Origin of the sequence: Brachyspira intermedia PWS/A (genome assembly GCF_000223215.1) — a bacterium.
In the GTDB taxonomy this organism is placed as follows: domain Bacteria; phylum Spirochaetota; class Brachyspiria; order Brachyspirales; family Brachyspiraceae; genus Brachyspira; species Brachyspira intermedia.
Window position 1 is genome coordinate 2,748,828 of sequence record NC_017243.1, and the last position, 25,890, is coordinate 2,774,717.

Below are 25,890 nucleotides of genomic sequence, written 5' to 3' on the forward strand. Positions count from 1 at the left end.
TGTTTTATATATTATATAATTAATTATTTTAGTGTATAAATATACATTTTTTAAAGTATATTTGAACTTATATAGAATATATGTTCTTTTATGCAGATAAAGAATTTTGGGGTGGTAAAGTTACGATATAAAATGAAATATGATATGCAATATTATTTTTCATTGGAGGATTATATACATTCATATTATTTTGCTTAATCAAATTTTTGCCCATTTTCATTTTTTGAATATTAACATTTGAAAAATTAGATGTTATATCAGTTATAACGCAATTTTTAATTTCATTATCTGCTTCATTTTTGTTTCCATAAAAAGAAGAAAATTCTTCAACGTATATATTTTTATTAAAAGCGTTTCTATATTTCTTTCTTAAATTCAATTCAATATTTTCTATTCTTTTATCAAAAGAATTATCCATTAAATAAATAATAAATAAAGATTTATTATTAAATACTTTTATATCAGATATAATATTAAGATTTCTAATCTCATCTATATACTCCTGTATAGCAATGTATTCTTGTTGTATAGTATTAAATATTTTGTAATTCATTATACATATCCTCATATATAGTTTGAGCTTTTTGAAACATTGTATCTGGAACATTTATGCCATTATATTCATATCTATTTCTCATATCAAATAATAAAGTACCATTTTTTTCAAAATCATATGATAAACCTTTTATCTTAGCATTATCATCTAAAGTTTCCCATATACCTAATTTACGTTTATTATTTTTATCAAAATATCCAGTATGGCTTATATATTGTTTTCCTAATTTTTCTTTAGCTAACAAATAAAGACCATAATACCATCTTCCTATAATGATATGTCTTAATTCATCTTTAGACTGTACATTATTACCATCTCTTCTATTAAGTATAGAAAAATCATGAAAATTATTATCAAAATAATTAGCAACTGCTATATTAATTTCTCCTCTATCTTTCATAAATATACTCCATTTACAAATCATAACTTTCTAGTTCATATAGATTACTTTTTTTACATTTTATTTTTGAAACAGGGATAGTTTTTTTATCTGCTATCTCTTTTATAATTTTTTGGTCATTTCCTTCTATATCTTTTCCTAAATAAATATGTTTAATATGAATTTTTTTTCTTATTTTAATTTTATAATCACTATTTTCATTATCTTTATATTTAATAAAATCATATCCATCAATATTAATAATATTATTAATATTACCTATGTATTTAATTAATCTAAATTCATTTTCATACATCCATTGCACATTTTTAGTTAAAAATAGATGTAAAGGATATATATTATCGCTTTCTAAACGATGATATTCATCTTCAATATTAAAAAAATTATCCAATTCATTTTTATAATCAAAAGTTAATTTTGTTGTATACATTAACTTTTCTAATAAAACATCTTTTTCATTAAAAAAATCTGTAATATCATAAGCAATACATATACCCTTATGTTTATTAGCATAATGTGCCCACATTAATATATTATATGGTTCTGTAGTTAAACAGCATATTTGAAAATTATTAGTTAATTCATAAAGTATATCATCTTTTTCTAATAGTCTCGTAGGAGGATCTATAGGATCATTAAATGTAGTCGGATTTCTGAATTCAATTTGCTCATTTTCTATAAGTTCTTTGACTTCATCAGTTACATTTTTTGAATACCATGGTATATATTGATATAATATATTATCTTTTATATTAATATTATTGGAAATATATGATTCTATATTTTTTTTAATATTTTTTCAATAATATCTTTAGACTTTAATTTATCTAATAAAGCTTCTTCATACATTCTGTATACAATGATAAAAACATCATAATTTACATTATTTTTTACAAGTTCATCTAATATCTCATATGCTTTTTCATTTTCATTTAATTTTAGATGAGCATAAGCTAAATAAGCTTTTGATTGTTCTCTATTAGATTTAGATATATAATTAATGCCCTCTTGATAATTTCCTTTTTCAATTAAACAACGACCTAAATTATGATATATATCATAATGGGTATAATTTTCATTAATTGCTTTCTTAAGAATTGTTATAGCTTCATCATATTTTCTAGTTATAGCATATACTATAGATAATGATAATATGATACTTGTAATATCATGTTCATTATTAAGACCTATATTTTCTATATTATCATATAGATATTTTGATATTTTTATTGCTTCATCATAGTTTTTATTTTTTATATAAGAACTAGCTAAATTTATATATATAGATAGATATAATTGAGGATCATTTCTTATATTTTTAATATCTCCTATAATATTAACTGCATATTTATATATATTTATAGATAATTTATAATTTCCAAAATATGAGTATAAAATTCCCATTTGATTTAAAACAACAATTTTATTTTGTATATTATCTGTATTTGAAATTAATTTAAAAGCATCATTATAATATAACATTGCATTTTCATAACATTGATATACATTACTGCTTAAATGATATAAATAATAAATATATCCCAAATAAAAATATGACTCTGCTATTTTAAAATTAATTTCAAATTGTTGATAATCTGATAGTAAATTAGTAACACTATTTTTTAAGATATATTGAAAATTACTTATTGCAGCATTAAAATTTGTTATACAAATATCAAACATTTTTGAATTCAAATCGAAATTAGTAACAGTTAAATTATGCATATTACACTTTAAATTAATATTTGCTATTTGGTAATGACACATTCCTATATTTTTTATAATGTTATAATCTTTATTATCTATCAAATTATAACTATCTATTGCTTTATTGTAATATTCAAACATTATTTCTATGTTATCCATATTTCCTGATTTTAAAAACTCATTATAATATGCATTAGCATTTGCAAAATAATTATCAGCTGTAAATAACATTAATTCATAATCCTTATTTTTTATATTTTCTAATATATTTAGAATATTTTCATAATTATAAACTGCATTCAGATATTCTTTTCTATCAAAATAAAAATTAGCTATTTTACCATAACAATTACATTTCAATAATTGTTCTCTAACAATAACATCTTTTAATTCTGATATTAAATCTATAGTTTTATTGTAATATTTTATTGATTTTTTAATGTATTCTTCATTATTAGTATTATATAAAATTTCTGCTATTAATGTTGTTACTATATAATATTTAGGATATTTTTTTCAATTTCGTATAATAAATTTAATACTTTATTATAATCATTTATTTCATATTTATTTAGATCAACTATTATATTTTGAAGTATCATTACCAGATTTTCATCTTCTATATTAATTCTTTCTAATTCATCATCTAAAAACATATCAACTCCTAACTAATATGTATTATTATATTAATAATATAATAAAAGAAAACTATATATAGTTCATTTTTTAAAAAAAGAGTACGGACTTTTAATCCATACTCTTTTTTATTATTCTAAATTAATTATATTTTATTTTACAACTATATTTACAAGTTTGCCTTTAACATAAACTACTTTAACAATGTTTTTGCCGTCTGTGAATGCTTTAACTTTTTCACTTGCTAATGCCTGAGTTTTTGCATCATCTTCGCTTATATTAACATCAGCTTCCACCCTATCTCTTATCTTACCATTAACTTGGAATACAAGCTCAAATGTATCATCTTTACAATACTGTTCATCATGTTCAACCCAGCTTTCCTCAAGTATCATTTTACCAAAGTTTAATATCTGATAAAGTTCTTCTGTCATATGAGGAGCTATAGGATTAAGAAGTATTAAATATCCTCTTATAACTTCTTTAAACATAGCATAATCATCATTATTAGCTAATTTTATTACAGACATATCATTCAAAAGCTCCATCAAAGCAGCAATTGCAGTATTGAAATGGAATCTGTCTTTAATATCTATTGTAACTTTCTTAATAGTTTTATTATATTTTCTGAATAATTTTTGTCCTTCTTTTGAAAGATTATTATAATCAAATGATTTGCCGTTTTTGAATGCTTCTTCATCTTTGTATTTAAGGAATAAGTTCCAAATTCTATTTAAGAATCTTGAAGAACCTTTAACTCCTTCATCAGACCATTCTTTATCTTTTTCAGGAGGAGCAACAAACATAACGAATATTCTAACAGCATCAGCACCGAAAAGCTCTATAATCTCAGCAGGATCAACACCATTAGCTTTTGATTTAGACATCTTCTCCATTTTTACTATTATATCTTCTTTTCTAATGCCATCTTTCTCATACTCTTTATTGTTCATTTGTTCCTGAGTATAGAATTTCTTTAACTCTCTTGATTCATAGCTATTTGCTAAAACCATACCTTGAGTAAGAAGTCTATTGAAAGGCTCATCTCCTTTAACAAGTCCTATATCTCTCATAAACTTGTACCAGAATCTTGAATATAAAAGGTGCATACAAGCATGTTCAATACCGCCTATATACTGATCAACCCCAAGCCAAGCATTTGCTGTTTCAGGATCGAAAGGCATTTGAGTGTTATGAGCATCTGTATATCTAGCATAATACCAAGAACTGCATGTGAATGTATCCATAGTATCAGTTTCTCTTCTAGCCTTGCCGCCGCATTTAGGACAAGTAGTATTAACAAATGATTCTGATTTTTTAAGAGGGTTATCACCAACTGTAAACTCTATATCCATAGGAAGTGTTATAGGAAGTTCGCTTTCAGGTACAGGAACAACACCGCATTTCTCACAATGTACAAATGGTAAAGGATTGCCCCAATATCTTTGTCTTGATATAAGCCAATCTCTAAGTTTATATTGAACTTTTTCTTTTCCGAAACCTTTTTCTGTAGCATACTCTATAGCTCTTTTTATAGCATCTCTTGAAGAAAGTCCATTTAAAATATCTGAATTAACAACTGTTCCGTCTTCAGTATAAGCCTCAGTCATATTTTCAGCTTTTAAAGAATTGTCAGCATTTTGTATAACAACTTTTACAGGAATATTGTATTTTTTAGCAAATTCAAAGTCCCTTTGGTCATGAGCAGGTACAGCCATTACAGCACCGCTACCATACTCAGCTAAAACGAAATTAGCAGCATATAAAGGGGCTTTCTCTCCATTAAATGGATTAACTACATATCTTCCAGTAAATACACCTTCTTTCTCATAATCTGTCTTTTGGTCAATCTTAGCAGACTTTTTAATAAACTCCTCTACAGCACTTTTTTGTTCAGGAGTACACATATCCAAAAGTCCGTCATAGTTCCAAGCTATAGCCATATAAGTAACACCATAAATAGTGTCCGGACGAGTTGTAAATATAGGGAACTCTTTACCGTCATCTAAATTGAAATTGATATAAGCACCTACACTTCTTCCTATCCAGTTTTTCTGCATAGCTATAACATTATCAGGCCAATAACCTTCTAATAATTTCAAATCTGCATCTAATTGTTCTGCATAATCAGTAACTTTTATATACCATTGTTCAAGTTTCTTTTTAGTAACTTCTCCATCACATCTCCAGCAAGTACCTTCAGGAGTAACCTGTTCATTTGCAAGTACTGTATTACAATGATCGCACCAGTTAACATCCCCGCCTTTTCTATATAAAAGACCTTTCTCATACATTTTTAATATGAACCATTGTCCCCATTTATAATAATCAGGCAAACAAGTAGTAACTTCTCTATCCCAATCATAGGAATATCCAAGCAAGTTTAACTGCTCTTTCATATTAGCAATATTTTTCAAAGTCCATTCAGCAGGGTGAGTTTTATGTTCTATAGCAGCATTTTCTGCAGGCATACCGAAAGCGTCCCAGCCCATTGGGTGCAAAATATCATATCCTAACAGTTTATAGTATCTAGCTATAGAGTCAGCTATAGTATAATTAGAAACATGTCCCATATGCATTTTTCCAGATGGGTATGGAAACATCTCTAGTACATAGTATTTTTTGTCTGTAGGTTTAGATACTGTTTTGAAAGACTGATTATCTTTCCAGAATTTCTGCCATTTCTTTTCAATGGTAGTAAAATTATATTCCATGATTAACACTCCGTAGTTTGTTTGATAGATACTATTAATTTTTATTAAAATATTAAAATTTAGTTTACATATTTTTAATGTCGAAAATTATATTGCAAATTCATATATTTTTCAAGTGATAATATTATTTTAAATTCTACTACATGCCCCACCCTCTTATTTTATAGACTTATTTAAAAATAATAACTTTAATTATATTTACAGCCAAATAAGAAATAAAAGCACCCACCCAAGCGATTATTAAATTAAAGACTAACTCTACGCACGTTCAACTAAATTTTATATATAATTAAAATTAACATTCAAAACCTATTTATATTTATAATATAGCTCTGCGTGCGGTGTGGAAATTCAAAATCTAAATAAATCTAGGGTGGGCGTTATAATAACAGTAATAACTCAAAAGAATAATAGAACAATAATAACAAAGAAAACTATAAAACAAAATGGGTGGGAATTAGAATAAAATTTAATATATGAAGAAATTTAAAAAAATTGCTTGACTCTGGAGTTTACTTCAATGATATAATATAATTATAGAAATTTATGAAGGAGATTATAAAATGAAAAAAGCTATATTAATTACAATGCTAGTTATATTATATGTGTTGTCATGTAATAATTCATCAAATGCACAAACAAGTGTAAATACAGAAAATAATAATGCTGTTAATAATCAGAAGAATTCTTCAAACGCAATGTATAATCAGGAATTAAAAAAAGCCCCTATCAATATACAAACCAATGCAAACGGCAGAGTAAAAACAAAAGGCTTTGCTGCAGTTTCAGCCAATATGGATTTTAAATACCATGAGTTTACAAGACATGCAGTAGGAAGCAATGATGTTTTAATAGAAATACTTTATGCCGGAATATGCCATAGCGATATACATGTTGTTGAAGGAAAATCAAGCAATACTCCTTTAGTGGTAGGACATGAAATAGCCGGCAGAGTTGTACAGGTTGGAAATACAGTAACAAAATTCAAAGTTGGAGATTTTGCCGGCGTAGGCTGTATGGTAAACTCATGCGGACAATGTGAAAGCTGTTTGGATAATTTGGAACAGTACTGTTTAAATAGAGCTGTTTATACTTACGGATCAAGAGATAGATTCCATAATAATGAAATAACTCAAGGCGGATACTCTGATAATATAGTGGTGTCTGAAGATTTTGCAATACTTATACCAGATAATGCAGAACTAGATAAAGTTGCTCCTCTTCTTTGTGCAGGTATTACAACATACTCACCTATACAAATTATGAATGTAAAGAAAGGCGATAAAATAGGTATTGCTGGATTCGGGGGACTTGGTTCTATGGCTATAAAATATGCTGTTAAATTAGGTGCTGAAGTAACAGTATTTGATATAACAGAAGATAAAAGACAGGACGCTTTGAATATGGGAGCCGTAAAATATGTTAATGTTAATAACACAGAAGATTTGAAAAATGTTAATAATACTCTTAATTATATAATAAGTACAATTCCAGCTTATTATGATGTTAATATGTATATGCGTATGCTTAAAAGAGGCGGTACTATGTGTATATTAGGACTTCCTCGAACCTCTAAAATGCCGACTCTTATAGCAATGGTCGGACAGCATGGCAGTAAAAAATTATTTGGTTCACTTATAGGAGGCATAAAAGAAACTCAGGAAATGCTTAACTATTCTATAGAAAATAATATTTATCCTACTGTGGAAATTATAAAAGCAGATGCTCAAACTATATCAGATGCTTATAGAAAAGTTATAGACGGAAAAGTAAAATTCAGATATGTAATAGATATGCGTACTATAAATAAATAACTTATAATAATTTAATACCATATAAAAAAATAAAGGCTGTAGGTATAACACTTTCAGCCTTTTATTTTTTATATTTTTAATAGTAGATTAATTATTTATATTCTTTAAATGTATTTTTAGCACTGCCGCATATAGGACATTTATTAGGTGCTGAATTTGCTTCAACATAACCGCAAGTTTCACATAAATAATATTTATCTGATAACGGTTTATTATTTTGCAAATTGCTTATAGCTTGAGTAAATAAAGCATTATGTGATTTTTCTGCTTTTATTATATTATTCATCTCATTTGACATTTCTTTTTTATTATCCTTATTTATTACTTTTAATAATTCAGGATACATTTTAGTATATTCATAAGATGTCATTGATTGAGCTGATTTTAAATTTTCAATGTCCGTTCCTACTTTAGGATCTCCTACTTTAGCTTGTAAAATGGTGTCTGTTATCTTATCTTGAATGGCAGCATTATATAAAATATTAGCATGCCAAGATTTTGAATCAGAAACAGCTTGAAATAAATTAACTATAGCTTTATTTTTTGAAGCTGCAGAAAATTTAGCATAAGCAAAAGAAGAATTAATTTCTACATCATAAGCTATAGACACAGCTTCTAAAGTATTATTAGCAGTTTTTGGAGTTTGAGAATATACTAAAAAACTGAAAATCAAAAAAATAGAAATTATTAATAATCTTTTTAACATAAATTCTTACTCCTTAATTTATTAAATATATTTTATTATAATATATCAACAAATACAGAAAAATCATTTGATAAATATTCATCAGATATTTTTATTTGGCATTTTAAATCCAAATCTTTTACTATATCGCAAACCATATTGAATACTTCATCTTTTTTATAGTAGTAATATTTATCACCATATTTTTCTTTGCAAGAAATATCAAGCAAATTAAAGCATACGCCTTTCCTAGCAGCAATTAAAAAATCTCTAACAGCATTTCTTAAAAACTCTTCATTGTTTCCAAGATTAAGATTAAATATACCGGAAGAATATATATAATCAAAATCATCTTTTGTATCAGAATTCTTAAAAAAATCTATAGTCATAAATTGCGGATTAATATTTTTAAATTTCTTATGCTTAGCTCTTTCAATCATCTCTGGCATTATATCAATACCAATATAGTAAGTATTAATATTCTGCTTATCTATGTATTCAGCTAAATGTCCAAGTCCGCATCCCACATCAAGTAAAATTGACTTTCTTATATCAAAATGACTAAGCAAAGCAGAAAATCTAGCCTCCTGAGCGTCCTGCGATTCCCAATCCAAAACTTTATATTCCGGTATATTAAAATCTTTTACCCTTTCTATATAATGCTCTATTATTATTGATTTTTTATTCTTACTGTCCATATACCATTCCAAAAATATTTTTTATAATTCTTTATAATTATTTTAGTGATAATTTATATATTGTTTTATGACTGTAATTTCTGTCAGCATCAAATATTATACTTGGAAAATGCGGGAAGTTTACAGCACCAGGTAAGTACTCTGTTTCAAAACAAAATGCATTATGCTTATTTAAAACTGTATTTCTAACTTCTCTATTATTAAGCATATTTCCTGAATAGAAATGCATGGCCGGTTTTGTAGTATAAAGCTCTAAAGTAATACCTGTTTTATCACTATGGCATGAAGCTCTTAATTTATTCAAATTATTCTCTTCTTCGTTTGTATTAGATAATATATTTTTTTCATTAAATATGAAACAATTATCATAACCATTTGCTTTTTCTATATCAGCACCTATTTTTTTTGTTTTAGTAAAATCAAAAGGAGTATTTTCTGTTTTTAAAATCTCTCCTGTAGATACGCATTCATCTGTTACAGGCAAATAAAATGAAGAATCTATAAATAAATTATGATCATATATCTCGCCTTCTCCATTAAGATTCCAATAAGCATGATTAGTAAGATTTATTGGTGTAGGAGCATTCACTGCAGCAAAATATTCTATAATTATTTCATTATCATCTGTTAAAGAGTATGTTATATCTATATCAGCATTGGCAGGATAACCTTCATCGCCTTCATTTGAACTGTAGCTGAATAATACAGAATGATTATCCAAAACCTTAGAGTCAAATTTTTGAAATGATATTCCTTTATCGCCGCCATGTAAATGATGTTTTCCATTATCATTTTTAGTTAAGTTATATGTTTGTCCATCAAGTGTAAACTCAGCATTTATAGTTCTGTTAGCTATTCTTCCAACAGAAGCACCTATATAATCATGCGGATTCAAATAAAATGAATAATCATCGCTTCCAAATGATACCTGCACTTCATTTCCGTTTTTATCTTTGAAAAATACGCCAACTATTGAAGCACCGATATCTGTAAGTTTTAATATCATATCATTTTCATTTTTTAATTCATATAAAAGATATCCGTTTCCAAAATTTTTAACTTGCATAGTAAAAAACTCCATATTTTATATAGTAATGCTATATTATACCATTATACAGCATTATTTCAATAATATAAAAAAAGATAAAAAACATATTGATATTTATCGATATGTATGCTATATTAAACACATCGATAAACTTCGATATATAAATTTAATAAGGATATTATTAATATGAAAGACTATAAAAAAGAAGCAATAATATTCAAAGCATTCTGCGATGAAAACAGACTTCAAATATTAGATATGATTAAAAACGATGAAATATGCGCCTGCAAACTTTTAGAAGAATTAAAAATAGTGCAGTCTACATTATCACATCATATGAAAATATTATGCGATGCTGAAGTAGTGATACCAAGAAAAGAAGGAAAATGGACTTATTATAGCATAAACAAAGAAGGTTTTGAAAGAGCAAAAGAATTATTAAATTATTACATCAAATTATAAAGATTAATTTTATACCTAAACAACTATATTTTGTCAAAAATAAATTTATATTTTTGTTTTTATATCTGGGGCTTTGCCCCCGCTGTGCGTGCCTTTGGCAGGCGTGCGGCAAGAAAAATAACAACAAAAAATTGACAAACTTAAAAATTTTTTAGTATATAAAGGAAATTAAATTATGACAATAATAAAATCAATATTTATATTTATACAAGATCAAATCATATCTATGAAATGGCTTAATACTTTAATAGGAAACATATTAAATAATTTTGCCTTATCAGAAACAGTTAAAGGAATAATACAATTTTTTATTTATGATGTTATAAAAATATTTGTGTTGTTATCAGTTCTTATATTTTGTATATCATATATTCAATCTTATTTTCCACCTGAAAGAACTAAAAAAATACTAAGCAGATTTAAAGGCATATCAGCAAATATATTGGCTGCACTTTTCGGTACTGTTACACCATTTTGCTCATGTTCATCAATACCGCTTTTTATAGGATTTACTTCTGCAGGAATACCTATTTCAATGACATTTTCATTTTTAATATCATCGCCTCTAGTAGACTTAGCATCTTTAATACTTTTATCAAGCATATTCGGTATGAAGATTGCAATTGCTTATGTTGTAGTAGGACTTGTACTTGCTGTTGCCGGAGGTAGTTTGATAGGCAAACTTAAAATGGAAAAATATTTAGAAGACTTTATAAAAAATATAAAAGTAAATAACACTGAATTAGAAATACAAACTATGACAAAAAAAGAGAGATTAATATATTCAAAAGAACAGGTTATAGAAACTATAAAAAAAGTCTATTTATATATTTTTGTAGGAGTTGGAATTGGAGCTTTTATTCATAATGTTATACCATCAGAATGGATAAATACAATACTAGGAAAAAATAATTGGTATTCTGTGCCTTTAGCTTCTTTGGTAGGAATTCCAATGTATGCTGATATATTCGGAACTTTACCTATAGCAGAGAGTTTATTTTATAAAGGTGCAGGACTTGGCACTATTTTATCATTTATGATGTCAGTTACTGCCTTATCTCTTCCTTCTATTATTATGCTTAAAAAAGCCGTTAAAATGCCTCTTTTAATATTTTTTGTATTTATAGTAACTTTAGGAATAATTATTATTGGATACTTATTTAATAATTTTTATTTTCTTTTTGCATGATTTAATTTTTAGTAAATATTAATAATAAAAACTATAAAAAAGGAGTAAATTATGTTTTTTAATAATAATAAAAAATCACAATGCAATTGCGGCGGTTCATGTCAAACATCATCTGAAGAAAATGCTAGAATAAAAATATTAGGTACAGGCTGTAATAACTGTAAAAAATTAGAAGAAAACACATTGAAAGCTTTGAAAGATATGGGGATTAATTTAACAGTAGGACATGTTTATGATATAGAAAAAATAGCTTCTTATGGAGTTATATCCACACCTAGCTTAGTATTAGATGAAAATGTATTATCTTATGGTAAAGTATTAAATAAAGATGAAATAATAGAACTATTAAAAGATAAATTGTAAAAAATGTATGATTTTTTTCATTTTTAAATTTGCAATTATTTCATATATACCTATAATATGTATATACTAACTTTGGAGGTATATTATGGCTATAGAAAAAATACAATTTGGCTGAGGATGTTTGCCTGACCCTCTAGAGGATGAGGGTATAGAAAGAGAAGTAGAAAAAATACTGCTTTTAGGTAATGATGATGAAAATTCTCTTGATATGCTTGATAACTTAAGAAGAGCTATATTGGATTTAAATCTAGACTTATCCATAAAATATACAGACAGTAAAGGAACTATGTCATATTATGGTGTGATGACTTTACCGGCTCTTATTGTTAATGATGAGCTCATATCCTATGGAGAAGTTTTGGATAGGGAAAAATAGTAAATATTTTAAAAGAAAAATTATAAATATTAAAAATTTTAAGGAGATAACATGTCATTAAAAGATATTTTATTCGGAAAAGGCGGATGCGGCTGAGGACCATCTATTACTCCCTTCGTTGAAGAGGAAACAACAAAAGAATCGCCTATAGAGGCAAGAGTAAAAATATTAGGTACAGGCTGTGCTAATTGTAAAAAGCTAGAAGAAAATACAATAGCTGCTATAGAAGAAGCAAAACTTGATTTAGCCATTAAATATGTAGAAGATATGGCTGAAATAGCTTCTTATGGAGTAATGTCAACTCCTGCCCTATTATTAGATGATAAAGTTCTTTCTTATGGTAAAGTATTAAGCAAAGAAGAAATCATTAAAATTCTAAAAGAAAATCTATAGTATTTTTTATTCTCTAATATCAGAATAAAGGCTAAATATTCATTATTTGGCCTTTATTCGTTTATATCGTTTTTATTAAAAAAATTTTAATATTTATTTGACAATTAATATTTAGTGTACTATCATATTATTAGAAGATTATTGACATACTAGTATATTATTAAATAATTAGAGGTAATAAAATGTCATATATAGTAGGCTTTGGAGAGATAATGCTAAGGCTCTCATCAATAGATAATGAAAGATTATTTCAATCTTCAAAACTTAATGCAACATTCGGAGGAGTAGAAGCTAATATTTGTGTTTTAGCTTCAATATTTGGATTAAAAAGCAGATATGTAACAGCTTTACCTAATAATGCTGTAGGAAAAAAGGTTGAAGAATTACTTTTAAGTCATAGAGTTGATACCTCTGCAATATCTTGGGAAGGTAAAAGACTTGGAATATATTTTGTAGACCCTGGTAATAATTATAGAAGTTCAAATGTTATTTATGACAGAGAATATTCTTCTATTTCTCAGGCTTTAATAGAAGATTTTGATTGGGATAAAGTTTTTAATGATGCTTCATACTTTCATATAAGCGGAGTAACACCTGCTATAAGTCAAACTGCTGCTGATCTTACATTACATGCTGTAAAAGAAGCTAAAAAAAGAAATGTAAAAGTTTCATGCGATATAAACTACAGAAAAAAATTATGGAAATATGGAAAGACTATAGAAGAAGTAATGCCTGAAATTGTAAAACATTCTGATATAGTATTTGCCAATGAATATGATGCTGTAAAAATATTAGGTGTAAAAAGCAATGTAGATGTAGATGGAAACATTAGCGATGAAGATTATATGGATATTATGCAACAATTAATTAATAAATATTCTTTGGAAATGACAGTAACAACAAAAAGGGAAACTATAAGCTCTAATCATAACAACATATATTGCATGCTATATGCTGATAAAAAATTATATAAATCAAAAAAATACTATATAAAAAATATTATTGATAGAATAGGAACAGGAGATTCATTTGCTGCTGGAATACTTTCAGGCATTCAGCTATTTGATAATTATCAGGATATATTGGAATTTGCCACTGCTTCATTTTGTATAAAGCATAGTATACCAGGAGATTGGAATTTAACAACAAAAGAGGAGGTAATAAATTTAATGAAATCAGAAAATGGTTTAGATGTAAAAAGGTAAATTCTCTAATTAAAATATTCAGGGAATTTATTTTTCAAAAACACCATGTCATCTTTTACATGAGTTAAATGCACCTCCATAATAGGAAGAAGCTTTTTTATATTTTTTTCTTTTATATAAAGCAGTATATTTCTATGTTCTGTTAATGTTCTAGTTCTGTCCATTTCCATTATATTGAATATTCTAGCCCTATTAAAATGTTTTATTGAATCTCTTATTAAACTAAAAGTCAATTTTTTATCTGCCATTGAAAATAACAATTCATGAAATTCATTGTCCAATTTAAGAAGATCATAAACTTTATTAGTATTTATATTCTTCTCATACTGCTCTATATTTTTATTTAATAATTTTAAATCTTTTTCTGAATGATTTTTACAAACCATTTTTATAATTTCTTTTTCAAGAACCATTCTCATAAAACTAGTTTCCTCAACTATGCTAGTATCTATCAATGAAACCATAGTTCCTTTTTGAGGATATATTTCTATCAAATTAATTTTCTCAAGTCTTGAAAAAGCCTCTCTTATAGGAGTTCTGCTTATAGATAATACTTCGCTTACTATCTTCTCGCTAATAAAAGTACCTGGAAGCAATGTCATATTTATGATATTATATTCTAAGCATCTAACTGCATAATCCCCTATAGGTTCATTAATTTCCCTATCCAATATTATTAAATTATCTGCATTATTATTCTTAGCTTTAGGCATAATCTAAAAATATATCCTTCAAATTATTATTTTTTATCATTACTAATAAAAATTGTTACTAACTATGCTTCCCCATTAAATAAAACTGCTGCACATTAACAATTTTTATATTTAGTTATCTAATTTATAAGTATTAAAGATACATCATTTATCAATAAACTTCAAGATATAAAAATATAAATAAAAAATCTAAAATATTACTTTTTTGTAAAAAAGTCATCATTTTTATTGACAATGGATTTTATTTTTACTAAAATACTAGTATGTTAGTAAAGGAGTTTTATTATGAAAAAAGTTTTTATTAATGTTTTAGTTTTTTCATTTTTAGTAAGCACTATGTTATTTGCTCAGCAAGCAGCAAATACTCAGACAAACCCTGCTTATCAGTTTTTTAATGTATATCCTGGATCAATGAAAATGCTAAGTTTCTATATCGAATATGCTTCAGGAGACTTAACAAGTTTGGGAACAGATCCTAAAGCAAAAAGAATGATGGAAAATTTCGATACTAAATTAACCTATATGCAGACATTAAAAAGTGTTCCATGGTTAGGTTTTGGATTTATACTTCAAGCTCAATTTGATAATCCAAGTGTATATGACCCTAGTTGGAAAGAGGGAAGCAGAACTGGAAAAAACAGCTCAAATCCATTTTCTATGGTTGAATTAACAGGAAATATGCACTTATTTAATACTTTCAGTTTAGGATTTACTTCAACAGGTGATTTTGTATTTGTAATGTACTTGAATAAAAAACTTCCAGACGTTGCAGCGTTCAAATCACATTCTATAACATTTATGGCTCAGCAAAATATATATTTGAGAGGAAATCAGTATAATTCTCAAACAGGTGCTTTAACTCAAGGCTGGTATGATGGTACTGAATTCAGAGTAGCTTATCAAATGCGTTTCAATGATTGGTTTGCTTTAAGACCTGAAATACAATTCAAAATATTATCAGGTGCTCAAACTTCATTTAAAGATTGGTATTGGATAAGATTCAATCCTCGTTTACAGTTCTTCTTAGAAGAATGGACTTTCTTTATCGAACCTAGATTATTCTATGGCGGTATATTTAAACAAGATATGTCTGCTTTAGGAATAGGATCATCTCAATTTAATAAAAATGGTTGGGGATTTGAACTTAAAGTTGGTATTGATTTAACAAAATTATTCTTTGATTAATTAATTTTATAAAATATAAATATACGGAGGAATTTTTTGAATATGGTTAATTCTATGTTATATCCTAGAGAAAGCAAAACAAGAAGAGTAATTGATATATCTGGTATGTGGGAATTTAAGATTGACTCCAACAATGAAGGCAGAAAAAATGGTTATGCTAACGGACTTAAAGACACTACATTTATACCTGTACCATCTAGCTTTAATGATCTTTTTACAGATAAAAATATAAGAGAACATGCTGGAGATGTATGGTATGAAACTTCATTTTATCTGCCTTCAGAATGGAAAGATAAGGATGTTAATATAAGATTCGGTTGTGCAACTCATGAAGCTACTGTATATATTAATGGAAAAGAAGTATGTACGCATGTGGGAGGATTTATGCCTTTCAATGCTCCTGTAAATGAAGCAGGTATATTTGGAGAAAAAAATAAATTAGTTGTTGTTGTTAATAATGAACTTAGCAATACAACAATACCTTGCGGACATACTGAAACTAAACCTTCAGGCAAAAAATATATCAAACCTTCTTTTGACTTTTTTAATTATGCCGGATTAAACAGACCTGTAAAAATCACTGTTACAAATAAAGAATATATACATGATATAGATATAGTATCAGATATAAACGGCGGTGATGGAATTGTAAACTATGAAGTACATACTACAGGTGAAAACAAAGTATATATTAAAATACTTGATGAAGAAGGTAATGAAGCGGCAAATGCTGAAGGAAAAAGCGGAAAAATAGTTATAAAAAATGCTAAACTCTGGAATCCAAAGGCTTCTTATTTATATAAATTCATAGCCTGCATAAAAAACGGAGATGAACTTATAGATGAATACTATTTAGACTTTGGAATAAGAACTGTAAAAGTTGAAGGAACTAAGTTTTTAATTAATGGAAAACCTTTCTACTTTACAGGGTTCGGAAAACATGAAGACAGCGAAATAGCAGGAAGAGCATACAACCCTCCTATAATAAAAAGAGATTTTGAACTTATTAAATGGATTGGAGCAAATTCATTTAGAACATCTCATTACCCTTATAGCGAAGAAATAATGCAGGCTGCTGATAGAGAAGGTATAGTAATAATAGATGAAGTTGCTGCTGTAGGTATGTTTGATGTAGGTTCAGTACTAAACCCTGGTGCTTCAAAAACTGATTATTTCTCTTTAGATGAAGTACATAACAAAACTAAAGAAGTGCATAAAAAGGCAGTTGAAGAACTTATCAAAAGAGATAAAAATCACCCTTCTGTTGTTATGTGGAGTTTATTCAATGAGCCTGATACTTCAAAAGATGAAGCTGTGCCATATTTTGAAGATATATTCAATTTTGCTAAAAGTCAGGATAAACAAAATCTTCCTAAAACTTTTGCTGCTATTCAGGCATCATCACCAGGAAAATGCAAATGTATGCATTTATGTGATGTAATTACATTAAATAGATATTATGGCTGGTATTTCCTAGGCGGTTATGAAATAGATATGTCAGAAGAAAAATTTAAAGAAGAAATGAATTTATATTCTAGTATGAATAAACCAGTTATGTTCACTGAATACGGAGCTGATACTTATGCAGGTGTTCATAAACTTCCTTCTGTAATGTGGTCTGAGGAATATCAATGCGAATACTATGAAATGAATTTCAAAGTTTTTGACAGCTATGACTTTATAATTGGAGAACAATTATGGAACTTCGCTGACTTCCAAACTACTGAAGGAATATTCAGAGTAGACGGAAATAAAAAAGGTATATTCACAAGAAATCGTCAGCCTAAAGCCGTTGCTCATTACATAAGAAACAGATGGACTAAATTGCCATTAGATTATAAATCCAAAAAATAATCATTACTAAAATTAGGGTAGAAAATTAAATATTTTCTACCCTTTTTACAAAAGAGGAGGGATATAATATATGGATAATACAAATACTTATCATAGAGCCAAAATATGGCAAATAGCATTCTTTGCATTCAATAATACCGCAACAAATTTATATATGTTCTTTATGTTTTTTATATCATACTATGCAACAGGAATGTTAGGCTTAGGAGTAGTTTTAGTATCTACATTGCTTACAGTTATGCGTATTTGGGATGCTGTAACTGATCCTTTTGTAGGTTACTTGCTTGATAAAACAAATGGAAGATTTGGAAAAAACAGACCTTTTATAGTAGCAGGAAATATTGTAATGATAATTTCTTGTATAATAATGTACAAATTTGTATATAAAGCACCTCAAAATATGAGGCTGTTATTTTTCATTTTAGTTTATGCTGTTTATATTATAGGATATACTTTACAATGCGTTGTTACAAAATCAGCACAAACTTGTCTTACTAATGATCCTAAACAAAGACCTTATTTTACTATATTTGACGGAAGTTATAATGTTGTATTATTTGCTGGTATGCAGATAGTAGTTTCTAAAGTATGGATACCAAAATACGGCGGTTTTAATGCTGACTTTTTTAATACTTTCTTAATATTTACTATAATTGTATCAGCTTGTTTATCAGCATTGGCTGTAATAGGATTATGGACTAAAGATAGAACAGAATATTTCGGACTTGGAAAGCCTCAATTAATTACATTTAAAGATTACTGGACTGTTATAAGAAAAAACAGAGCTATACAAATGCTTGTAATTGCAGCTTCCACAAGTAAACTTTTTGTTACTATACAAACCAACTCTATAGTTTTAGTTATGCTTTATGGTATAATATGCGGAAACTATGCACTTAGCGGTGAAGTATCTGCTATATATAGTATACCAAGTATAATTATTATAATATTAGGTATGAAATTTGTAGCAAGCCGTTTAGGACAGAGAAAAGCTCTTCTATTTGGTACTATAGGATGTATAATTTTTGCTGCATTATTGGCATTATTATTTATATTCGGAGATCCTAAAACTATGAGCTTTACAAATCTCAATTTCTTTACTATAGCATTTATTGTATTATGGATACTTATGCAGGGATTTGCTGGAATTTCAACAAATATAGTTATTCCTATGACTGCTGACTGTGCAGATTATGAAACTTACAGATCCGGAAAATATGTTCCTGGTTTAATGGGTACATTATTTAGCTGCGTTGATAAAATCATATCATCTTTTGCCACTACTATAGTTGGATTATTGATAGCTATGATTGGTTTTAAAGATACTCAGCCTACTCCTGACACTCCATACTCAACAGCTATTTTCTGGGTAACTATGTTCTGTGTATTCTTTGCCCCTATGATTGGATGGGTACTTAATATTATAGCTATGAGATTCTATCCGCTTACTAAAGAAAAAATGGAAGAGATACAGGGAACTATAGCTGAAATAAAAGCTAAAAATTCATAAAAAAGAATTTTACTTGACTATTTATATTATTTTATTAAAATACTAGTATACTAATATAGGATATGTTATGAAACTCAATATAGAAAATTTAAATGATAAAACTTTCTGGAAAAATTCTAATATAAAAACACCTACATATGATATCAAACAAATTAGAAAAAATACTTCTGAAAAACCTACTTGGGTTCATTTTGGAGCAGGAAATATATTCAGAGGTTTTATAGCAGCAGTAGCAGATACTCTTTTGAATGAAAATATAATAGATACTGGTATAATAGCCATAGATACACATGCCGCTGGAAGAGATGATGATTACGAAATGATTGATAAAGTATATAAACCTTTCGATAATCTCACTCTTTTAGCATCTATTAAAAGCAGTGGAGATATAGATAAAAAAATCATAGGAAGTATAACTGATGTAGTACATGCCGATTTCATAAATAACTACGAAGAATTAAAAAAAATATTTATATCAAATTCTCTTCAAGTAGCAAGTTTTACTATTACAGAAAAGGGTTACTCTATTAAAGATTTAAATGGCAATTACAACATCACAGTTAAAGAAGACATTAATAATGGTCCTAAAAAAGCAAAAAACATTATGAGTATCTCTACTGCTATGCTTTTAGAAAGATATAAAAACGGTGCCTATCCTATAGCTATGCTCAGTATAGATAACTGTTCAAATAATGGCGACAAATTAAAATCATCTATTATTGATATAGCTAAGGAATGGGTAAAAAAAGGATTTGCTGATGAGGGTTTTATAAAATATCTTGAAGATGATAAAAAAACCGCTTTTCCTTTAAGTATGGTAGACAAAATCACTCCTAGACCTTCTGAAATTATAGCAAAAAAATTAGAAGAAATAGGACTTGAAGAAATGTCAGTATTTAAAGTTGGGCATAATAATATGGCGGCTTTTGTAAATGCTGAAGTTCCTGAATATTTAATTATAGAAGATTTATTTCCAAATGGAAGAGCAGAATTTGAAAAAGCTCATGTATATGTAACTGATAGAATAACAGTTCAAACATCAGAAAAAATGAAAGTTACAACATGTTTAAATCCTTTGCATACAGCTTTAGCAGTATTCGGATGCTTACTAAATTATAATTTTATATATGAAGAGATGAAAGATCCTCTATTAAAAAAACTAGTTGAAAAAATAGGATATGATGAAGGAATGAAAGTAGTTGCCGACCCAAAGATTTTAAATCCAAAAGATTTTATAAAAGAGGTAATTGATGAACGTTTAGTTAATCCTTATATACCTGATTCTCCGAAAAGAATAGCAACAGATACTTCTCAAAAAATTCCTATAAGATACGGAGAAACTTTAAAATCTTATATAAAAAACGGACTGGATACATCTTCTTTGATAGGCATACCTTTAACTATAGCAGCTTGGCTTAGGTATTTAATTGGTATTGATGATAATGGAAAACCTATAGATATAAGCCCTGATCCTATGCTTGAAGAATTGCAAAAACATATAAAAAATATTCAATTCAAAAATAAAGAAAGTATCGGAAATAATTTAAAGCCTATACTTTCTAATAAAGTTATATTCGCTGTTGATTTATACGATAAAGAAATAAATCTTGGAGAAAAAATAGAGGGGTATTTCAGAGAGATGATAGCAAGTGAAAATGCTGTAAAAGAATGTCTGAACAAATATATAAATTAATTAAAAACGAAGGAGAATTTTTATTATGATAATGACTTTAAGATGGTTTGGTAAGAATTTTGATTCTGTAACTCTAAAACAAATTAGACAAATACCTGGTGTAAAAGGAGTTATAACAACTCTATATGATAGTAAAGTTGGAGATGCTTGGAAAGAAGAAGATGTAAAAGCTCTAAAAAAAGAAGTAGAAGATTCCGGATTAAAAATATATGGTATAGAAAGTGTAAACATACATGATGATATAAAAATAGGTTTGCCTAGCAGAGATAAATATATAGAAAACTATATAAAAACACTAGAGGTTTTAGGTAAAGAGGGAATTAATTTAGTATGTTATAATTTCATGCCTGTATTCGACTGGACAAGAAGCGATTTAGCTAAGGTAAGACCCGACGGATCTACTGTTTTATCTTATGATCAGGATATAATAGATAAAATAGATCCTCAGAAAATGTTCGAACAAATTGATTCAAGCTCTAATGGATTCGTACTTCCTGGTTGGGAGCCTGAAAGACTAAGCAGATTAAAAGAACTTTTTGAAATGTATAAAGGTATTGATGATGAAAAGTTATTTGAAAATTTGAAATATTTCTTAACTGCTATAATGCCTACATGTGAAAAATACAATATAAAAATGGCTATACACCCTGATGATCCTGCTTGGCCTGTATTCGGACTTCCTAGAATAATAGTGAACAAAGAAAATATTTTAAGGATGGTTAATAGTGTTAATAGTCCTTGCAATGGAGTAACATTATGTGCAGGTTCTTTAGGTTCTAATCCTAAAAATGATATACCTGATATAGTAAGAAGTTTAAAAGGAAAAATTTTCTTTGCCCATGTAAGAAATTTAGAGCATACAGCCCCGGGTAAATTCCAAGAAGCAGCTCACTTATCAAGTGACGGATCTATGGATATGTTTGCTATTATGAAAGCATTTTATGATATAGGCTTTGAAGGACCATTCAGACCTGATCATGGAAGAGCTATATGGGACGAAGTATCTATGCCAGGTTACGGACTTTATGACAGAGCATTAGGAGCTGTTTATCTACAGGGATTATGGGAAGCTATAGAAAAGATGGGTAAATAATTAAATATATATTAGCTGCAATACTTTTATGATTTTATTTTATAAAAGTATTGCATTTATTTTATACTTTACAAATCAAAGGGGATAAATATCATGAAAACTTTTATGGATAAAGATTTTTTATTATATAATGAAACATCAAAAACACTTTTTCATAACTATGCCTGCAAATGTCCTATATTTGATTATCATTGTCATTTAAATCCGAAAGAGATTGCTGAAAATAAAAAATTTAAAAATATAACAGAGATTTGGCTTTATGGTGATCATTATAAATGGAGAATGATGAGAGCTAATGGCATAGATGAAAAATTCATAACAGGTGATGCATCCGATTATGATAAGTTTATTGCTTGGGTAAAAACTGTACCTAATTTAATAGGAAATCCTCTTTATCATTGGAGTCATTTGGAGCTTCAAAGATATTTCGATATTTATGAAGTTATTAATGAAGATAATGCTGATATAATATGGGAAAAAGCTAATCAAAAATTACAGAATATGACTATTAAAGATATTCTTAAAAAATTTAAAGTTCATACCATAGGAACAACCGATGATCCTATAGATAATTTGGAATATCATAAATTAATAAAAGAAGGTAAAGCTCAAATAGGACAAATTAATACAAAAATAGTACCTTCTTTCAGACCTGATAAGTCTATAAATATAGAAATGCCTGATTTCAGTGATTATATAAAAAAGCTTGAAAATGCAAGCAAAATAAATATAAAAGATATAAAATCATTAATTGAAGCTTTATATAATAGAATAGATTATTTTAAAAATTTAGGCTGTGTATCAAGCGATTGTTCTTTATCAACAGTACCATTTAATTTAGATGAAGAAAAAAATATTGATAATATTTTCAAAAAAGCTATGAACAAAGAAACATTATCTAATGAAGATATAGAAAAATACAAAACATATATTCTTATAAAATTAATAAAAAAATATAAAGAATCAAATTTAGTTATGCAAATACATATTTCCGCTATGAGGAACAATAATGAAGTAATGTTTAAAAAATTAGGGCCTGATACAGGATATGATTCTGTTGGAGATTCTAATATCATAGAAAAATTATCATTATTATTAAAGACTGCTAATAATGATGGAGGACTTCCTAAAATTATTTTCTACAGCCTTAATCATAAAGATTATTATCCTCTTTCAACTCTTATGGGATGTTTTCAAGAAGGCGGTATAAAAGGAAAGATGCAATTAGGTTCCGCTTGGTGGTTCTGTGATAATAAAGACGGAATGGAAGAACAGATAAAAATTCTTGCCAATACTGGATCATTAGCTTTATTCGTAGGTATGCTTACTGATTCAAGAAGTTTCTTATCATACTCAAGACATGAATACTTTAGAAGAATATTATGCAATATAATAGGAGAGTGGTCTGAAAAAGGCGAAGTTCCTAACGATATTAAATATTTAGGAAATATAATAGAAAATATATGCTTCAATAATTCTAATATTTACTTTAATAATTAAGCATGATAAATTATAAATCATAGTTTTACATTTTAAGGAGTTTTTTATGTTAGAAAAATATATACAAAATAAAATAATACCTGTAGTAGTCATTGAAAATGAAGAAGAAATAAGAAATGTAGCAGAACTTTGTCTAGAATTTCTTCCTTCTATAGAATTAACTTTAAGAACAGAATACGGATACAAAGCTTTAGAAATATTAGCCAAAGACTACCCTACACTTCCAAGATCTGCTGCTACTGTTTTAAATACAGAACAGGTTGATAGAATACTTGACTTAGGAACGAATATAATAATAAGCCCAGGATTTCAGCCTATAATGCTTGAATATGCCAAAAAGAAAAATTATCATTATATACCAGGTGCTGCGACTCCTGCTGAAATAGAACAATGTTTAGCTTACGGACATAAATATATAAAATTCTTCCATGCAGGTTTATACGGAGGAATTAATTGGATAAAAAATATAGCTCCTGTTTATCAGCATACCGGAGTAAAATTTATGCCTTTGGGTGGTGTAAGTATAGACAATGCAAAAGAATATTTGCAAAACAAAAATGTATTTGCCTGCGGAGGCTCTTGGTTATGTCCTAGAAACTTAATGGAAGAAAAAAATTGGAAAGAAATAAAAAGAAGATTTGAAGAAGCTCATCATTTAATAAAAGAATTGGGAATTTAATAAAACTTTATTATATGATTTTTATATACTTTCTATGTATAAATAATATAGGTGAATATAAATTTATATAAAATAAATTTGCATTCACTTATTATTTTTTGTATAATTTCAAAGTATAATCTTTAATATTTAGGACAGTTTATAATATGATTAGTGAAGAAAACAAATATTTTTATAGTGCATTGAGCAATATTCAAAATAAAAAATATGATGAAGCTATTGGTGATTTATTAAAAGTTATAGAAATAGACAATGATAATTTAGATGCTTATCATAATTTAGCAAGAGTATATTATGAAATAAAAGATTATGATAAAGCAATAGAGACTTATAATAAATCTATTGAAATATATCCTCATGACAGCGATACTTATTATTATAGAGCAGAAGTTTATATGGCAAAAAAAGATTATGATAAAGCTATAGAAGATTTGGAAAAAGCTATTGTAAAAAACAAAGCCTATTCCGATGCCTATTATCTAATGTCTGTAGCATATAGGAAAAAAAGAAATATAAAAAAGCTATTAAATATTTAAAGCAAACATTAGAGTTTTATGATGAAGACTATATAGCATATTATGATCTCTACAAACTATATAACATACTTTCAAATCATGAAAAAGAAGAAGAAAAAAAAGAAAAGTATATTCTTAAATCTCAAAAATATTTAAAAAAATCAGCCGACTTAGGATATGAAAAAGCTATAGAAAAACTAAATAATGATGGTAGTAACATATAGAAATTTTAAACTTTAATCATATTTTACATATTATAAAATATAAAAAATAATTTACTTGCAATATTATAAATATAAAATATTATATAATATAGGTAAATTAGTTAATAAAGGAGATGATAATATGTCCAAAAAAGTTTTAGTACCTTTAGCTGAAGGATTTGAAGAAATAGAGGCTGTGACTATTGTTGATGTTTTAAGAAGAGCAAATATAGAAGTAGTAACTGCTTCCTTAACTGATAATTTAGATGTAAAAGGCTCCCATAATATTTTTATAAAAGCAGATACAACTCTAGAAAAAATAATGAATTATGATTTTGATGCTATAGCTCTTCCTGGTGGAATGATAGGCATGAATAATTTAAAAGCAGATATGAGAGTTATAGAAAAAATTAGAGATATGTATGAAAGTAAAAAGTTAGTATCAGCAATATGTGCTTCTCCTATAGTACTAGGTGAAGCTGGAGTTATAAATGGAAAATATACTTGCTATCCTAGCTGTGAAATATATGTAAAAGGCGGTGAATATGTAGAAAAAGACTTAGTAGTTTGTAACGATAATGTTATAACTTCTAAAGGACCTGCTACTACAGTATTCTTTGCTTTAGAAATAGTAAAATATTTAAATGGATCTAATGAAGAATTAGCAAATGCTTTATTAGTACCATTGATCAAATAATT

At 27.2% G+C, this 25,890-nt stretch carries 24 protein-coding genes and 2 pseudogenes; 16 read left to right on the top strand and 10 right to left on the bottom strand.

Annotated features, from left to right (window positions below; genetic code table 11):
• Positions 1-88: 88 nt before the first annotated feature.
• The 6 genes from BINT_RS11905 to leuS all read right to left on the bottom strand — a co-directional run bounded on the left by BINT_RS11905 (position 89) and on the right by leuS (position 6,013).
• Positions 89-553, bottom strand: a complete 465-nt coding sequence (locus BINT_RS11905; protein ID WP_014488830.1) for a hypothetical protein — start codon at positions 551-553, stop codon at positions 89-91.
• Positions 534-956, bottom strand: a complete 423-nt coding sequence (locus BINT_RS11910; RefSeq protein ID WP_014488831.1) for a hypothetical protein — start codon at positions 954-956, stop codon at positions 534-536. Before BINT_RS11910 ends, BINT_RS11905 begins: the two co-directional genes overlap by 20 nt.
• A gap of 13 nt (positions 957-969) precedes the next feature.
• Positions 970-1,482 (bottom strand): DUF2971 domain-containing protein, encoded by a 513-nt coding sequence (locus tag BINT_RS11915; RefSeq protein ID WP_014488832.1) that lies wholly within the window; start codon positions 1,480-1,482, stop codon positions 970-972.
• Between the two features lie 251 nt (positions 1,483-1,733).
• Positions 1,734-3,023 (bottom strand): tetratricopeptide repeat protein, encoded by a 1,290-nt coding sequence (locus BINT_RS11920; protein ID WP_014488833.1) that lies wholly within the window; start codon positions 3,021-3,023, stop codon positions 1,734-1,736.
• Positions 3,024-3,154: 131 nt separating this feature from the next.
• Complete coding sequence (locus BINT_RS14825) at positions 3,155-3,319, bottom strand: hypothetical protein (protein WP_014488834.1); 165 nt, start codon at positions 3,317-3,319, stop codon at positions 3,155-3,157.
• A 132-nt stretch (positions 3,320-3,451) separates the two neighbouring features.
• Positions 3,452-6,013 (bottom strand): leucine--tRNA ligase, encoded by a 2,562-nt coding sequence (gene leuS, locus BINT_RS11925; protein ID WP_014488835.1) that lies wholly within the window; start codon positions 6,011-6,013, stop codon positions 3,452-3,454.
• A gap of 563 nt (positions 6,014-6,576) precedes the next feature.
• Between leuS and BINT_RS11930 the strand changes: the two genes are divergently transcribed.
• Positions 6,577-7,827 (top strand): NAD(P)-dependent alcohol dehydrogenase, encoded by a 1,251-nt coding sequence (locus BINT_RS11930; protein WP_014488837.1) that lies wholly within the window; start codon positions 6,577-6,579, stop codon positions 7,825-7,827.
• A gap of 91 nt (positions 7,828-7,918) precedes the next feature.
• Here BINT_RS11930 and BINT_RS11935 read toward each other — a convergent pair whose 3' ends face one another.
• The 3 genes from BINT_RS11935 to BINT_RS11945 are packed head-to-tail and all read right to left on the bottom strand — an operon-like array spanning position 7,919 to position 10,276.
• Positions 7,919-8,533: a rubrerythrin family protein gene (locus BINT_RS11935; RefSeq protein ID WP_014488838.1), complete on the bottom strand. Its 615-nt coding sequence runs from the start codon at positions 8,531-8,533 to the stop codon at positions 7,919-7,921.
• A 35-nt stretch (positions 8,534-8,568) separates the two neighbouring features.
• The gene (locus tag BINT_RS11940; RefSeq protein WP_041177454.1) at positions 8,569-9,210 is read right to left on the bottom strand and encodes a class I SAM-dependent methyltransferase; all 642 of its coding nucleotides are present in this window, start codon (positions 9,208-9,210) and stop codon (positions 8,569-8,571) included.
• 37 nt (positions 9,211-9,247) lie between these two features.
• Positions 9,248-10,276, bottom strand: coding sequence for an aldose epimerase family protein (locus BINT_RS11945; RefSeq protein WP_041177455.1), 1,029 nt, complete (start codon positions 10,274-10,276; stop codon positions 9,248-9,250).
• Positions 10,277-10,444: 168 nt separating this feature from the next.
• On the opposite strand from BINT_RS11945, the gene BINT_RS11950 reads away from it, so the two are divergent.
• From BINT_RS11950 to BINT_RS11975, 6 genes and pseudogenes are all read left to right on the top strand, one after another.
• Positions 10,445-10,720, top strand: coding sequence for an ArsR/SmtB family transcription factor (locus tag BINT_RS11950; protein WP_014488841.1), 276 nt, complete (start codon positions 10,445-10,447; stop codon positions 10,718-10,720).
• 175 nt (positions 10,721-10,895) lie between these two features.
• The gene (locus BINT_RS11955) at positions 10,896-11,909 is read left to right on the top strand and encodes a permease (protein WP_014488842.1); all 1,014 of its coding nucleotides are present in this window, start codon (positions 10,896-10,898) and stop codon (positions 11,907-11,909) included.
• Between the two features lie 51 nt (positions 11,910-11,960).
• Complete coding sequence (locus tag BINT_RS11960) at positions 11,961-12,272, top strand: thioredoxin family protein (protein WP_014488843.1); 312 nt, start codon at positions 11,961-11,963, stop codon at positions 12,270-12,272.
• 85 nt (positions 12,273-12,357) lie between these two features.
• Positions 12,358-12,674 (top strand): annotated as a pseudogene (gene sec1, locus BINT_RS11965) (thioredoxin-like selenoprotein Sec.1).
• A 25-nt stretch (positions 12,675-12,699) separates the two neighbouring features.
• Positions 12,700-13,041 (top strand): thioredoxin-like selenoprotein Sec.2, encoded by a 342-nt coding sequence (sec2, locus tag BINT_RS14595; RefSeq protein ID WP_234944329.1) that lies wholly within the window; start codon positions 12,700-12,702, stop codon positions 13,039-13,041.
• Between the two features lie 182 nt (positions 13,042-13,223).
• Complete coding sequence (locus BINT_RS11975; protein ID WP_014488847.1) at positions 13,224-14,246, top strand: sugar kinase; 1,023 nt, start codon at positions 13,224-13,226, stop codon at positions 14,244-14,246.
• 5 nt (positions 14,247-14,251) lie between these two features.
• Here BINT_RS11975 and BINT_RS11980 read toward each other — a convergent pair whose 3' ends face one another.
• Positions 14,252-14,959, bottom strand: coding sequence for a GntR family transcriptional regulator (locus BINT_RS11980; RefSeq protein ID WP_014488848.1), 708 nt, complete (start codon positions 14,957-14,959; stop codon positions 14,252-14,254).
• A gap of 285 nt (positions 14,960-15,244) precedes the next feature.
• Here BINT_RS11980 and BINT_RS11985 point away from each other — a divergent pair, with 285 nt between their 5' ends.
• The 9 genes and pseudogenes from BINT_RS11985 (at position 15,245) to BINT_RS12025 (ending at position 25,888) form a co-directional block, all read left to right on the top strand.
• Positions 15,245-16,144: a hypothetical protein gene (locus tag BINT_RS11985; RefSeq protein ID WP_041177456.1), complete on the top strand. Its 900-nt coding sequence runs from the start codon at positions 15,245-15,247 to the stop codon at positions 16,142-16,144.
• Positions 16,145-16,186: 42 nt separating this feature from the next.
• A complete protein-coding gene (uidA, locus tag BINT_RS11990) occupies positions 16,187-17,998 on the top strand; it encodes a beta-glucuronidase (protein ID WP_041177457.1) in 1,812 nt (603 codons plus the stop codon).
• 70 nt (positions 17,999-18,068) lie between these two features.
• Entirely contained in the window at positions 18,069-19,508 is a 1,440-nt protein-coding gene (locus tag BINT_RS11995; RefSeq protein WP_014488851.1) for an MFS transporter, read from the top strand.
• A 67-nt stretch (positions 19,509-19,575) separates the two neighbouring features.
• Positions 19,576-21,201: a mannitol dehydrogenase family protein gene (locus tag BINT_RS12000; protein ID WP_014488852.1), complete on the top strand. Its 1,626-nt coding sequence runs from the start codon at positions 19,576-19,578 to the stop codon at positions 21,199-21,201.
• 25 nt (positions 21,202-21,226) lie between these two features.
• On the top strand, positions 21,227-22,294 hold the full coding sequence (uxuA, locus tag BINT_RS12005; RefSeq protein WP_041177458.1) for a mannonate dehydratase: 1,068 nt from the start codon (positions 21,227-21,229) through the stop codon (positions 22,292-22,294).
• Positions 22,295-22,387: 93 nt separating this feature from the next.
• The gene (gene uxaC, locus BINT_RS12010; RefSeq protein ID WP_014488854.1) at positions 22,388-23,794 is read left to right on the top strand and encodes a glucuronate isomerase; all 1,407 of its coding nucleotides are present in this window, start codon (positions 22,388-22,390) and stop codon (positions 23,792-23,794) included.
• Between the two features lie 46 nt (positions 23,795-23,840).
• Positions 23,841-24,473, top strand: coding sequence for a bifunctional 4-hydroxy-2-oxoglutarate aldolase/2-dehydro-3-deoxy-phosphogluconate aldolase (locus tag BINT_RS12015; protein ID WP_014488855.1), 633 nt, complete (start codon positions 23,841-23,843; stop codon positions 24,471-24,473).
• Between the two features lie 146 nt (positions 24,474-24,619).
• A pseudogene (locus BINT_RS12020) lies at positions 24,620-25,212 on the top strand (tetratricopeptide repeat protein).
• Positions 25,213-25,333: 121 nt separating this feature from the next.
• Positions 25,334-25,888 (top strand): DJ-1 family glyoxalase III, encoded by a 555-nt coding sequence (locus BINT_RS12025; RefSeq protein ID WP_041177459.1) that lies wholly within the window; start codon positions 25,334-25,336, stop codon positions 25,886-25,888.
• Positions 25,889-25,890: the final 2 nt, after the last annotated feature.